Origin of the sequence: Micromonospora acroterricola (genome assembly GCF_003172955.1) — a bacterium.
Taxonomy (GTDB): Bacteria; Actinomycetota; Actinomycetes; order Mycobacteriales; family Micromonosporaceae; genus Micromonospora; species Micromonospora acroterricola.
Window position 1 is genome coordinate 22,031 of sequence record NZ_QGKR01000179.1, and the last position, 13,089, is coordinate 35,119.

Consider the following 13,089-nt stretch of genomic DNA (forward strand, 5'->3'; position numbering starts at 1 on the left):
CGTCGGCGCGTTCACCGAGCTCTGGGGGACGTACACCCGGCAGCGGGCGGTCGAGGGCGCGGCGCGGGTCGTCGAGGTCACCGTGGCCGGCGGCCGGGTGGTCACGGTGACCGGCGCGGCCGGCAGCGGCCCCGTCGTCGCCGGCAGCACCGTGCTGCTGGGCCGCGACGCCGGCGCGGACGCGCTGGCCGGGCTCCGCCCCGGCGATCCGGTGACGGTGGCCTGGCAGCCGAAGCCGTCCGACGGGAGCACCCTGCACGCGGCGGTCGGCGGCGGCAACGTCCTGATTCGCGACGGCGTGGTGCAGAGCATCGCCGACCCGACGCTGGCGCCGCGCACGGCGGTCGGCTTCACCGCCGACGGTCGCAAAATGATCATGTTGACGGTCGACGGCCGGCAGGTCGACAGCCGCGGCGTCACCCAGACCGAGATGGCCCGGATGATGGCCGAACTGGGCGCCCACCACGCGCTCAACCTGGATGGTGGCGGCTCGTCCACGCTGCTGGCCCGGGAACCGGGCGCGCCGGCCGTGCAGGTGGAGAACAGCCCCTCCGACGGCAGCGAACGGGCCGTGCCCAACGGGCTGGCCATCTACGCGCCCGAGGGCAGTGGCCGGCTCACCGGCTACTGGGTGGAGACCGCCAGTGACCCGACCGTGGCCCCCGGCGTCTCACCGGTGCGCGGTGGCCGGCCCGACCGCGTCTTCCCCGGGTTGACCCGCACCCTCACCGCGAACGGCTACGACGAGACGTACGGCCCGGCGGCAGGCGCGCCGACGTGGCGCGTGACCCCGGCGCTGCACGGCCGGGTCGACCGGAACGGCGTGTTCCACGCCGCCCTCCCGGGGGCCGGCACGGTCACCGCCGCGCGCGGCCGGGCAACCGGCTCGCTGAACCTCACGGTGCTCGGCCCGCTGGCCCGGATCGGCTCCACAGTGGAACGCGTCGGGCTCACCGGCCGGGACGGCAGCGCACTGGTCGGTGTGGTCGGCTACGACGCCGAGGGCAACACCGCACCGATCGAGCCGACCGACCTGACCCTCGACTACGACCGGGACCTGCTGCGGATCACCCCCACCGAGGACGGCAACCTCGCCGTCACCGCCCTGCGGGACACCGGCTCCGGCCTCGTCACCGTCCAGGTCGGACGCCACCGCACCGTCCTGCCGGTCACCGTCGGGCTGACCGACGTGCCGGTCGCCGGCTTCGACGACGCCGCCTCCTGGCGGTTCAGCCAGGCCCGGGCCAGCGGCTCGGTCGCCCCGGCGCCGGGGCACACCGGCACCGGCCTGCGAATGTCGTACGACTTCAGCCAGTCCACCGGCACCCGCGCCGCGTACGCCGACCCGCCGGCCTGGATCGAGGTGCCCGGCCAGCCGCAGGCGTTCGGCATGTGGATCCACGGCAACGGCACCGGGGAGTGGCCCAGCCTGCACCTGCACGACGCCCAGGACACCCAGCACGTGCTGCGCGGCCCGCTGATCACCTGGACCGGCTGGCGGTACGTGGAGTTCGCGGTACCGGCCGGGGTGCAGTACCCGGTGCGGGTACGCCGGTTCTACGTCGCCGAGACCAACGCCGCCGCCCAGTACCGCAGCGAGGTGATCATCGACGACCTGGTGGCGAAGGTGCCGCCAACGGTCGACGTGCCGGAGGTGACACCGCGTACCGATCGGGTCGTGGTCCGCGACGGCACCGTGGACGGCGCACCCTGGCGGTTCGCGGTGCTGTCCGACGCCCAGTTCGTCGCCGCCGACCCGGACAGCGACCTGGTCGCCCAGGCCCGGCGGACGCTGCGCGAGGTGAAGGCGGCCAGGCCGGACTTCCTGCTGATCAACGGCGACTTCGTGGACACCGCATACCCGGCGGACTTCGCGCTGGCGAAACGGATCCTCGACGAGGAGCTGGGCGACGCGCTGCCCTGGTACTACGTGCCCGGCAACCACGAGATCATGGGCGCGCCGATCAGCAACTTCCAGGCCGCTTTCGGGGCCACCTCGCGGGTCTTCGACCACGCCGGTACCCGGTTCGTCACGCTGAACTCGTCGACCGGGACGCTGCGCGGCGGCGGCTTCGACCAGGTCCGGATGCTGCGTGAGGCGCTGGACGGGGCAGCCGCCGACCCGCGGGTCGGCTCGGTCGTCGTCCTGCACCACCACCCGCCGCGCGACCCCAGCCCGGCCCAGGCCAGCCAGCTCGGTGACCGCAAGGAGGCGGCGCTGCTGGAGCAGTGGCTGGCCGACTTCCAGCACCGCACCGGCAAGGGGGCGCTCTTCGTCGGCGGGCACGTCGGCACCTTCCACGCCGACCGGGTGGACGGGGTGCCGTTCGTGATCAACGGCAACGCGGGCAAGACGCCGTCCACCCCGGCGGACCAGGGCGGCTTCACCGGCTGGACGGAGGTCGGCGTCGACCCGGTCACCCCGGCCGAGGCCGACCGGGCCCGGCGCAACCCGCTCGCCGAGGGGCCGCGCTGGGTGGACGCCGAGTTCCACGCGCACGTGGACCGGCTCGCGCTGACCGCCCCACCCAGCGTCGCGGTGGGCGCACCTGCCCAGGTCACCGCCACGCTGAGCCAGCCCGGCGGGCGTACCGTCCCGGTGGCCGCCCCGGTCAGCGCGGACTGGTCCGCCCCGCCCGCGGTGCACATCGGTTCGGCAGCGGGGGTGCGCCCCTGGCACACCGCCCACTTCGACCCGGCCACCGGCACGCTGACGGCGCTGCGCCCCGGCGCCCCGGTACGCCTCACGGTCGCCGTCAACGGCGTCCTCGCCGAGGCCACCATCACCGTCACCCGGTGAGCTGTCCGGAAGGGCCCCTCCGGTGCGCCGAGGGGCCCTTCCGGACGTACCTCAGAAGTCGCCGTCGGCGACCTGGAACACGGTGAGGCCGAGGGCCCGCCACATCCGCACCACCTGGACACGGTCGTCGAACACACCGACCACCCGGTAGCGGTCCCGGATCTCCCGGTCGTAGATCTCCCGCTTGACGATCGAGTCCTTGCGGGAGTCACCGACGGCACGCAGGTGCAGGCCGAGGTAGGGGACCCGGACGTGCCGCGCCAGCCAGGCCTCGGTGGCCGCGCGGGCAGAGGCGTCCCGCCCGGAGCAGAAGATTACCCCGTACCCGGCGGCGTGCATCGCCCGGACCGCCGCGATCACCGCCGGGTTCGGCTGGTCCTCGCCCACCCGGGTCATGTCGTACGGGCTGCGCGAGACGGCCAGCGCGACGGTGCCGTCGATGTCCACCAGGACGATCTCCGGCGGCTCGGTGGACGGGGGGTGCACGGCGGCGGGTCGTCCGGTGCGGGCCTGCGGCACCGGCAACGGCAGCGTCCGCCCCTCCAGGTAGCGCTCGTGCAGCCGGCGGATCACGTCCGCCCCGACCCGGTCGGCCTCCGGTCGGACGGCGTCGCGGCGCAGGCACTCGTCCAGCGGCACGTCGGTGAAGTCGTGCACCTCGAACTCCGCGCCGTACCGGGCGGCCAGGTCGGCCCAGTCCCGCAGGGTGCGTGAGCGCAGGTTCGTGTCGTCCACGCAGACGTCCGCCCTGGCCCGCAGCAGCGCCTCCACCTGGGCCCGCTGCACGGCGGTCACCTGAGCCTCGGCCCACTGGGTGAAGAGCCGCTCGCCGTGCAACATCCGGCGCAGGTCGTCCCGGTTGACCCGGAGCACGGACGGCTGGAGGGTACGCGCGAAGGTGGTCTTCCCCGAGGCGGGCAGTCCGCGGGTGGCGATCAGGCGGGTCATCGGCGTCCCCTCCGGTTCTGTGGCGTACCCCCGACGGGGCACCCGGGCGCCCTCCGTCGCCTGGGCGAATGCCCCGCCCGGCGGCGGGAATGCGGAGGGGAGGGCACGTGTTGACAGTGCCGGACGAGGTGTGCGGCCCGATTACCGGGTCGGCTCAGGCCCATGGCACACTGGTCAATCGGCCACCGGTTCCGGTTCACGCCCGAGCCCGTCGCGCACGGCGCGACGGGCGGTGACGGCGACCCGGCGACCACCAACGAGAGGACCGAGGCGAGATGAAGTCAGGCATCCACCCGGAGTACGTGACCACCGAGGTCAGCTGCTCCTGTGGCAACACGTTCGCGACCCGCAGCACCGCCAAGGGCGGGGCGATCCACGTCGAGACCTGCAGCGCATGCCACCCGTTCTACACCGGTAAGCAGCGCGTTCTCGACACCGCCGGCCGGGTCGCGAAGTTCCAGCAGAAGTACGCCAAGGTTCAGGCCAAGAAGGCCAAGTAGCTCCTTGTTCGGCGCCCGCGTCCGGTTTTCCGCCGGACGCGGGCGCCGTCCGCGTTCCGCCCTGTTTCGCCCGGCGACCGGCACTCCGTCCGGCCCGGCCGGTGCCGTACCCGTCGAAGGAGCATCCGCACCATGAGCAGCGAGCGTCTGGCCGGCCTCCTCGACGAGTACGGGGAGCTGGAGAAGCGGCTCGCCGACCCGGCCATCCACGCCGACCAGGCCACCGCACGGCGGGTCGGCCGCCGGTACGCCGAGCTGGTGCCGCTGCACAAGGCCGCCGGTGAGCTGGAGCAGGCGCGCTCCGACCTGGCCGCGGCCCGGGAGCTGGCCGCCGAGGACCCCTCCTTCGCCGCCGAGACCGAGGCGATCGCGGCGTCCCTGCCGGTCCTGGAGGAGCGCCTCGCCGAGCTGCTCATCCCGCGTGACCCGCACGACGCCAAGGACGTGATCGTCGAGATCAAGGCCGGTGAGGGCGGCGAGGAGTCGGCGCTGTTCGCCGGCGACCTGCTGCGGATGTACACCCGGTACGCCGAGCGCCACGGCTGGGTCACCGAGGTGATCGACGCGCAGGACTCCGACCTCGGCGGTGTGAAGGACGTCTCGCTGTCGATCAGGACCAAGGGTGTCCCGGAGGGCGGCAACGGCGTCTGGTCGCGGCTCAAGTGGGAGGGCGGCGTGCACCGGGTGCAGCGCGTCCCGGTCACCGAGTCGCAGGGCCGCATCCACACCAGCGCCGCCGGGGTGCTGGTGCTGCCCGAGGCCGAGGACGTCGACGTCACCATCGACCAGAACGACCTGCGCATCGACGTGTTCCGCTCGTCCGGCCCGGGGGGCCAGTCGGTGAACACCACCGACTCGGCGGTGCGGATCACCCACCTTCCGACCGGCATCGTCGTCTCCTGCCAGAACGAGAAGTCCCAGTTGCAGAACCGGGAGCAGGCGATGCGGATCCTGCGGGCCCGGCTGCTCGCCGCCGCGCAGGAGCAGGCCGACGCCGCCGCCTCGGACGCCCGCAAGGCGCAGGTGCGCACGGTGGACCGCTCGGAGCGGATCCGCACCTACAACTACCCGCAGAACCGGATCACCGACCACCGGATCGGCTACACCGCGTACAACCTGGATCTGGCGCTGGCGGGCGAGCTGGACGGGGTGCTGGACGCCCTGACCGAGGCGGACCGCGCCGCCCGCCTGGCCGGCGATACCGAGCTGACCCGCCGCTGACGCGGCGCCGCCGGCGAACGGCGGACGCTGAGGCGGGGCGCGGGCGGTCAGCTCGCGCGCGGCCGGCTCTTGGCCCGCAGCATCTCCCGGTCGGCCTCCTCGAACGCGACGCTGAGCGCGTCGCGCAGCCCGCCTCCGCCGGAGACCTCGGCGAAGCCGATGCTCACCCCGACCGGCGTGCCGGGCACCAGCGACTCCCAGTCCTCGGCGTGGACCGCCGCCTCGATCCGACGGGCCACCTCGGCGGCCTCGGTCATGCCGGTGTCCGGAAGGACCACCACGAACTCGTCGCCGCCGTAGCGGGCCACGAAGTCGCCTCGGCGCATCACCCGGTTGATCACCCCGGCGATGCGTTGGAGCACCAGGTCACCGGAGTGGTGCCCGTGCCGGGTGTTGACCGCCTTGAAGCCGTCGAGGTCGCAGACACCGATCACCACCCGCTCGCCGCGGGTGACCACGGCGGTGATGTACCGCTCCAGCCGCCGCCGGTTGGGCAGCCCGGTGAGCGGGTCGGTCAGCGCCTCGCCCTCGAACCGGGCCGCCTCGCGGCGCATCTCCTCGTGGTCGATCCGGGCGGCGATGCCGTCGATGTAGACGTCGCGCAGCCGGTCGTTGCGCTGGGCGGCGAGCCGGAACGCCAGCCGGTCGGCCCGGTGCGCGGCCACGTGGTCCCCGGCCCGGGCCAGCGCGATGCTGCGCAGCCGGGCCGGCTCCGCCGCGCCGAGCGTCTCGGTGGACACCCGGATGGAGTCCAGTCGGGTGACCGCCTCGATGGGCCGCCCGGCGGCGACGGCCAGGCAGACCTGCCCGAGTTGCCGCATGTCACGGGCGCGGGCGCTGTCGCCGCCGTGGCCGAGCAGCCGGGACGGCCCGGTGTCCCCGCCGGGCTCCACCCGGTCGCCGAGCGCGGCCTGCCGGGCCGCCGCGTAGCCGTACGCGGCGAGGCTGCTCGGGCGCAGCCGGCCGGCCCGCCCGGTGTGCACGAACCGGGCGAGGTCGGCGGCGACGTCCCGGAGCACCCGCAGGCAGCCGTCGCTGTCGCCGTTGTGGTCCAGCGCCACGGCGTTGCGCAGCCGGATGCCCGGCGCGGCGAACGTCTCCTCGGGGATGCCGGCGGTCACCCCGAGCTGCCGGGCACGTTCGATCGCACCGAGGGCGTACCCGTGGAAGCTGAGGTAGCTGTAGGCCATGGCGAGGTCGTGCCAGCCCCAGGCGGTGTCCCGGTCCGGGTCCTCCACGGCGCCCAGCGCCCGGGCGGCCTTCACGAGGTGGGTGACGCAGCGGTCCAGCGCTCCCTGGTGGTGCGCGGCGAGCGCGGCCAGCGCGTTGAGGTGCCCGTGCAGGTAGGGCTCGGCGAGGTCGCGGACGGCGGCCGACGCCTCCTCGATGGCGCGGGTGAATTCCGCCGTCCGACCGAGATTGATCAGCGCGGAGAGTCGCTGCACCATCGCGTCCGCTCGCGCCGCCGGGTCCGTGGTCGTGCGGAGCACCCGCTCCAGCAGAGCGTACGACTCTGCGGAGCGACTTGCTTCCTGCAACGCCCGGGCGTGCGTGAGGGCGTCAACCTGGTCATCGACCCGGTCGAGCCAGCCCACTCGCGACCTCCCGTCGTGTGCGCCTCGACGCACCCGTTCGTGGCGTCGCCCGCGACGCTTCATGATTATGGCGTGACCACTCTGCCGCAACACCCCCCCGAAGGGACAGGGCGGCTCCGTCCGTCCGCCGCGGTGGCCCGGGCGGCCCGCTCGCTCGCCGCCGCCGGGGTGGACCCGGCCCGCGTGGAGGCCGAGCTGCTGGCGGCGTACGTGCTGGGTGTGCCCCGGGGGCGGCTGGCGCTCGCCGACGACCTGACCGACGACGACCTGGCCCGGCTCGACGAGCTGGTGCGCCGCCGCGCCGCCCGGGAGCCGTTGCAGCACCTGACCGGCCGGGCCGGCTTCCGGCACCTGGAGCTGGCGGTCGGCCCGGGTGTCTTCGTGCCCCGGCCGGAGACCGAGCTGTTGGCCGGTTGGGGCGTCGAGCAGGGCCGTGGCCGGCCCGACCCGCTGGTGGTGGATCTGTGCAGCGGCTCCGGCGCGATCGCGCTGGCGGTGGCCCAGGAGCTGCCGGGAGCGCGGGTGGTGGCGGTGGAGAGATCCCCGGCCGCGCTGGAGTGGCTGCGTCGCAACGCGGCGGAGCGGGCCGCGGCGGGGGACCAGCCGATCGAGGTGGTCGAGGCCGACGTCACCTCGCCGGACCTGCTGGCCGACCTGGTCGGCCGGGTCGACGTGCTGCTCTGCAACCCGCCGTACGTGCCGGTGGACGTGGTGGTGCCGCCGGAGGTGGCGGGGCACGACCCGGCGGAGGCGGTCTTCGGCGGTGCGGACGGTCTGGCGGTGATCCGGCCGGTCGTCACCCGGGCGGCGGCGCTGCTGCGCCCCGGCGGCGTGCTCGGGATCGAACACGACGACACGCACGGTGCGGCGGTGCCGGAGCTGCTCACCGAGGACGGTCGGTTCACCGCCGTCACGGAGTGTCCGGACCTCACCGGCCGCCCTCGCTACGCCACCGCGTCCCGACGGGCGGACGGCCAGCACGCCCCACTCGGCGCGGCGTGGCAGACTGACTCCTCGTGATGCTCTACGACTGCCGGTCGCCCGCCGATCGGGACCGCGGCATCGCTGCGGCCATCGAGGCGGTCAAGAACGGCGAGCTGGTCGTCCTTCCGACGGACACCGTCTACGGAATCGGCGCGGACGCCTTCACCCCGTACGCGGTCAAGGCGCTGCTGGACGCGAAGGGCCGGGGCCGGCAGATGCCGCCACCGGTCCTGATCGGTTCGCGGCACACCCTGGACGGGTTGGTGTTCTCGCTGCCCACGGCCGCGCGGGACCTGGTCGAGGCGTTCTGGCCGGGTGCGCTGACCATCGTGGTCGAGCACTCGCCGAGCCTCCAGTGGGACCTCGGCGACAAGGCGGGCACGGTGGCGGTGCGGATGCCGCTGCACCCGGTGGCGCTGGAGGTGCTGCGCGAGACCGGCCCGATGGCGGTCTCCTCGGCCAACAAGACCGGCCAGCCCGCGGCGGTGACCGCGGAGGAGGCGCGCGACCAGCTCGGTTACTCGGTGCGGGCGTACCTGGAGGCCGGGCCCTGCCCCGACCCGGTGCCGAGCACGATCGTGGACCTGACGGGCGAGGTGCCGCAGCTGCTGCGCGCCGGCGCGATCCCCCTGGAGAAGCTGCGCGACGTGGTGCCGGATCTCGTTGACGGTCAGGGGGCCTGAGTGCCCCCGTTCACCGTTCTGCACGTCTGCATGGGCAACATCTGCCGCTCGCCGATGGCCGAGCGGCTGCTCGCCCAGGCGGTGCGGGAGCGGCTGGCCCGGCGCGAGCAGGACCCGGCCCGGGCCGAGGAGCTGCTGCACAGCCACAGCGCCGGCACGGGCGGGTGGCACGCGGGCGAGGAGATGAACCCGCCGGCGGCCCGGCAGGTCACCGGCCGTGGCGGGAACGTCGAGGGGTTTGCCGCGCGCAAGCTGCGCTCGGAGCACATCGACGCGGCCGACCTGGTCCTGACCGCGACGGCGGATCAGCAGGAGTACGTGGTGGCGCTGCGTCCGGACGCGGCGGCCCGCACCTTCGTGCTGGGCGAGTTCGGTCGGCTGCTGGCCGCGGTGGACGCCGCCGCGCTGCCGCCGGGCGAGGCGACCCCGGAGGCGGTGTACGCCCGGGGCATGGCCCTGGTGGCGGCGGCCCACGACGCCCGGCTGGGTGCCTCGGCGCTGCCCACGGACGACCTGGACGACCCGTGGGGCCGTGGCGACCAGTGCTTCAGCCGCGTCGCCGACGAGATCGAGGAGACGGTCCACCCCCTGGCCAGCGCACTGCTGCCCTGAGCGGCGTGCGAGTTTCCTCCGGGTTTGGGGAAAACCCGGGGCGAAAGGGGCGTTCCGGGTCATTCTGAACGGGTCCTAGCGTGACCGGCTCCTGCGGGGAGAGCTGATGATCCGGGCCCATCTCGACAAACTGCTGACCGTGGTGATCGCCGGCGTGCTGGCCGGGTTGGTGCTGGCGGCGGCCGCCCTGCCCGTGGCCCTGGTCTTCGGGATCGGCTTCACCGCCCTCTCCACGCCCTACTCGGAGCTGCCGAACACGCTCCGCGCGCCGCCCACCGCCCAGCGCTCCAACCTCTACGCCAACGACGGCACCACGCTGATCACCTCCTTCTACCAGGAGGACCGGGTGGACGTGCCGCTGCACGAGGTCGCGCCGGTGATGCGCCAGGCCATCGTGGCCGCCGAGGACGTCCGGTTCTTCCAGCACAGCGGCGTGGACCTGCGCGGTGTGGTGCGGGCGTTCACCGTGAACAAGCGCGACGGCCAGACCCGGCAGGGCGCCTCCACGCTGACCATGCAGTACGTCCGCAACGTGCTCAGCAGCGACCCGCGGCTGACCGAACGGCAGCGCCAGGCCGCCACCGAGGTCACCACCGCCCGCAAGATCCAGGAGATGCGGTACGCGCTGGCGCTGGAGCGGGAGCTGAGCAAGGACGAGATCCTCACCCGCTACCTCAACATCGCCTACTTCGGCGCGGGGGCGTACGGCATCGCGGCGGCCAGCAAGCGCTACTTCTCCCGGTCACCGGCCGAGCTGACCCTGGCCCAGGCCGCGCTGCTGGCCGGGCTGGTCCGGTCACCGGACACCGACGACCCGATCAACGGCGACGCCGACAGTGCCCTGCGCCGGCGGGCGTACGTGCTGGAGCAACTCGTGGAGTCGAGCCAGGTGTCGGCGGACGCGGCGGCGGCGGCCGGCGCCGAGCCGCTGGAGCTGAAGCCCAGCGCGACCCCGAACGACTGCACGGCCGTGCCGGACGGGCACAACGACTGGGGCTTCTTCTGCGACTGGTTCACCCGGTGGTGGAGCAGCCAGCCGGCGTTCGGGTCGAACGCCGACGAGCGGCAGCGCACGCTGCGCCGGGGCGGGTTCTCCATCGTCTCCTCGCTCGACCCGGGGGTGCAGCGGGCCACCACCGAGCAGGTGCTGCGGATCTACCAGCCGACCGACGCCCGTGCGCTGCCGACCGCGGTGGTCCAGCCCGGCACCGGTCGGGTCCTGGCGATGGCGGTGAACCGCAACTACAGCGTGAAGGACAACCCGGTCGGCCGGAAGAACCACCCGAACACGGTGAACCAGCTGGTGGCCGGCGGTGGGGCGATCGAGGGGTACCAGGGCGGGTCGACGTTCAAGCTCTTCACCATGCTGGCCGCGCTGGAGTCCGGCCTGCCGCTGTCGACCGACTTCGTCGCGCCGACCCGGCTGCTCACGCACTTCCCGGTCACCGGGGAGGCGAGCTGTGACGGCCACTGGTGCCCGGCGAACTCCAACCCCTCGGCCATGGACGGCCCCCGCACCATGTGGACGGCGTTCGGGCGTTCGGTGAACACGTACTTCGCCTGGCTCACCGAGCGGGTCGGCGCCGACCGGGTGGTCGAGATGGCCGAGCGGCTCGGCATCGTGCTGCGCGCCGACTCCGACGCCCGGCTCGCCCGGTACGGGGCGAAGAACTGGGGCCCGTTCACCCTGGGCGTGGCCGCGACGACCCCGCTCGACCTGGCCACGGCGTACGCCACGGTGGCGGCCGAGGGGACCTGGTGCGCGCCGCTGCCGGTGGTCTCGATCACCGACTCGGCGGGTCGTCCGGTCGACGCCGCCAAGCCGGACTGCCGGCAGGTGGTCGACACGGACGTGGCCCGGGCGGCCGCCGACGCGGCCCGCTGCCCGGTCGGCGACCAGTCGATGTACGGGCGTTGCGACGGCGCCACCGCGCCCGGACTGCGGGCCAAGCTCGGCCGCCCGGTGGCCGGCAAGACCGGCAGCTCGGAGCGGTACGAGACGGAGACCGTGGTGGCGTTCACCCCGCAGCTGGCGGTCGCCTCGATGGCGGCGAACCCGGACGACCCGCGCGACGCCGTCGGTCAGGCGGTGCAGGCCCGGATGGTGGACGCGGTCGGCGAGGTGCTCGCCGTCGCCCTGCGCGACCAGCCGGTGCAGGACTTCGTCCCGCCCAGCGAGCGAACCGCCTTCCAGGTCACCGGCACCCGCACCACCAACTGACCCCCGACCTCCCGGCGCGGGTGCCCCGGGGGTGGGTCAGGGGAGCTGCTCGGCGTTGCGGGCGATGTTGCGGGCCATGCCACCGAAGACCACGGCGTGGAACGGGGCGACCGACCCCCAGTAGGCGTGCCCGGCGAGCCCGCGTGGCAGGAAGACCGCGCGCTGGTGGTAGCGGCTGCCCCCGCCGTCGGCCGGCAGCACCCGCATCTCCAGCCAGGCCCGGCCGGGCAGCCGCATCTCGGCGCGGAGCCGCAGCAGCTCGCCCGGAACGATCTCCTCCACCCGCCAGAAGTCCAGGGCCTCACCGACCTGGAGGCGGTGCGGGTCGCGCCGGCCCCGGCGCAGCCCGACCCCGCCGACGAGCCGGTCCAGCCAGCCCCGGATGGACCAGGCGAGGGGGAACGAGTACCAGCCGTGCTCGCCGCCGACGCCCTCGATGACCCGCCAGAGCGAGGCCGGTGGCGCGTCCACCATCCGTTCCCGGACGTCGGTGTAGGCCGTGCCGCCGGACCACTTCGGGTCGGTGGGCAGCGGCTCGGCGGGTGCGTCCGGGCCGCTCGCGGTGGACCAGCGGGTCTCCACCTGCGCGTCGCGCACCTTCGCCAGCGCCAGCGCCACCGCCTGATCGAAGCCGGTCAGCCCACCCGGCGGGTCGGGCACGTACCGGGCGATGTCGTGTTCCTGCGCGATCGCCTCCTGGATCAGGCTCTCGACCAGCGGTCGGGCGATGGCGTTCGGCACGGGGGTGACCAGGCCGACCCAGTGCGAGGAGAGCGACGGTGTGAGCGGGCGGACCGGCACGATGACGCGCCGACGCAGGCCGGCCACCCGGGCGTAGCGCTGCATCATGTCCTGGAAGCTGAGCACGTCCGGGCCGCCGATGTCGAAGCCGCGGTTGACCTCCGGCGGCAGAGCGACGCAACCGGCCAGGTAGCCCAGCACGTCGCGGACCGCGATCGGCTGGATGCGGTTGCGGACCCAGCGCGGGGTGACCATGGCGGGCAGCCGTTCGGTCAGGTACCGCAGCATCTCGAACGAGGCCGAGCCCGAACCGATGATCACCGCGGCGCGGAGCACGGCCGTGGGCACACCGCTGGCCAGCAGGATCCGGCCCACCTCGGCCCGGGACCGCAGGTGCGGGGAGGGTGTCTCCTCGCCGGCCGCCGGCTCCGGGCCGCCCAGGTAGACGATCCGGCGTACGCCGGCCGCCCGGGCCGCCGTCGCGAAGTTGGTCGCCGCCGCCCGGTCGGCCGCCTCGAAGTCGGGCCGGCCCAGCGAGTGCACCAGGAAGTAGGCGACGTCGACGTCGCCGAACGCGGCGGGCAGCGTCGCCGGCCGGCTCAGGTCCCCCTCGACGATCTCCGCAGCCGACGCCCAGGGCACGTCACGGAGCCGCACCGCCTTGCGGGCCAGGCAGCGCACGGTGTGCCCCTCGGTGAGCAGCAGCGGCACCAGCCGCCCCCCGATGTATCCCGTGGCTCCGGTGACGAGGCATCTCACGGTTCCCAGTGTGCTGCCCCCTAGA

At 74.2% G+C, this 13,089-nt stretch carries 9 protein-coding genes and 1 pseudogene; 7 read left to right on the forward strand and 3 right to left on the reverse strand.

Annotated elements, in window-relative coordinates; translation table 11 throughout:
* Positions 1–82 precede the first annotated feature (82 nt).
* Positions 83–2,800 (forward strand): annotated as a pseudogene (locus tag DKT68_RS32380) (phosphodiester glycosidase family protein); the annotation flags it as partial.
* 51 nt (positions 2,801–2,851) lie between these two features.
* Here the strand turns inward: DKT68_RS32380 and DKT68_RS12470 are convergent.
* Positions 2,852–3,748 carry a phosphatase domain-containing protein gene (locus DKT68_RS12470; RefSeq protein WP_109817582.1) on the reverse strand — a complete coding sequence of 299 codons (897 nt, stop codon included), beginning with the start codon at positions 3,746–3,748 and terminating at the stop codon, positions 2,852–2,854.
* A gap of 275 nt (positions 3,749–4,023) precedes the next feature.
* Between DKT68_RS12470 and rpmE the strand changes: the two genes are divergently transcribed.
* Together rpmE and prfA are read left to right on the forward strand one after the other, a co-directional pair.
* Positions 4,024–4,248, forward strand: a complete 225-nt coding sequence (rpmE, locus tag DKT68_RS12475; RefSeq protein WP_109817583.1) for a 50S ribosomal protein L31 — start codon at positions 4,024–4,026, stop codon at positions 4,246–4,248.
* 132 nt (positions 4,249–4,380) lie between these two features.
* Positions 4,381–5,469, forward strand: coding sequence for a peptide chain release factor 1 (gene prfA, locus DKT68_RS12480; RefSeq protein ID WP_109817584.1), 1,089 nt, complete (start codon positions 4,381–4,383; stop codon positions 5,467–5,469).
* Positions 5,470–5,516: 47 nt separating this feature from the next.
* Here prfA and DKT68_RS12485 read toward each other — a convergent pair whose 3' ends face one another.
* The gene (locus DKT68_RS12485; RefSeq protein WP_109817585.1) at positions 5,517–7,064 is read right to left on the reverse strand and encodes a GGDEF domain-containing protein; all 1,548 of its coding nucleotides are present in this window, start codon (positions 7,062–7,064) and stop codon (positions 5,517–5,519) included.
* 72 nt (positions 7,065–7,136) lie between these two features.
* Between DKT68_RS12485 and prmC the strand changes: the two genes are divergently transcribed.
* The 4 genes from prmC (at position 7,137) to DKT68_RS12505 (ending at position 11,564) form a co-directional block, all read left to right on the forward strand.
* Positions 7,137–8,084 carry a peptide chain release factor N(5)-glutamine methyltransferase gene (prmC, locus tag DKT68_RS12490; protein WP_109817586.1) on the forward strand — a complete coding sequence of 316 codons (948 nt, stop codon included), beginning with the start codon at positions 7,137–7,139 and terminating at the stop codon, positions 8,082–8,084.
* The gene (locus tag DKT68_RS12495) at positions 8,084–8,731 is read left to right on the forward strand and encodes an L-threonylcarbamoyladenylate synthase (protein ID WP_109817608.1); all 648 of its coding nucleotides are present in this window, start codon (positions 8,084–8,086) and stop codon (positions 8,729–8,731) included. Before prmC ends, DKT68_RS12495 begins: the two co-directional genes overlap by 1 nt.
* The gene (locus tag DKT68_RS12500) at positions 8,732–9,343 is read left to right on the forward strand and encodes an arsenate reductase/protein-tyrosine-phosphatase family protein (protein WP_109817587.1); all 612 of its coding nucleotides are present in this window, start codon (positions 8,732–8,734) and stop codon (positions 9,341–9,343) included. It abuts the gene before it with no gap.
* Positions 9,344–9,449: 106 nt separating this feature from the next.
* Complete coding sequence (locus DKT68_RS12505) at positions 9,450–11,564, forward strand: transglycosylase domain-containing protein (RefSeq protein WP_109817588.1); 2,115 nt, start codon at positions 9,450–9,452, stop codon at positions 11,562–11,564.
* A gap of 36 nt (positions 11,565–11,600) precedes the next feature.
* Here DKT68_RS12505 and DKT68_RS12510 read toward each other — a convergent pair whose 3' ends face one another.
* Positions 11,601–13,064, reverse strand: coding sequence for an SDR family oxidoreductase (locus DKT68_RS12510; protein ID WP_109817589.1), 1,464 nt, complete (start codon positions 13,062–13,064; stop codon positions 11,601–11,603).
* Between the last annotated feature and the right edge of the window lie 25 nt (positions 13,065–13,089).

Excerpts from the sequence above, each read along its gene's own strand:
- DKT68_RS12495 (WP_109817608.1), top strand. The coding sequence starts at position 8,084 with ATGCTCTACGACTGCCGGTCGCCCGCCGATCGGGACCGCGGCATCGCT.
- prfA (WP_109817584.1), top strand. The coding sequence starts at position 4,381 with ATGAGCAGCGAGCGTCTGGCCGGCCTCCTCGACGAGTACGGGGAGCTG.
- DKT68_RS12470 (WP_109817582.1), bottom strand. The coding sequence starts at position 3,748 with ATGACCCGCCTGATCGCCACCCGCGGACTGCCCGCCTCGGGGAAGACC.
- rpmE (WP_109817583.1), top strand. The coding sequence starts at position 4,024 with ATGAAGTCAGGCATCCACCCGGAGTACGTGACCACCGAGGTCAGCTGC.
- DKT68_RS12505 (WP_109817588.1), top strand. The coding sequence starts at position 9,450 with ATGATCCGGGCCCATCTCGACAAACTGCTGACCGTGGTGATCGCCGGC.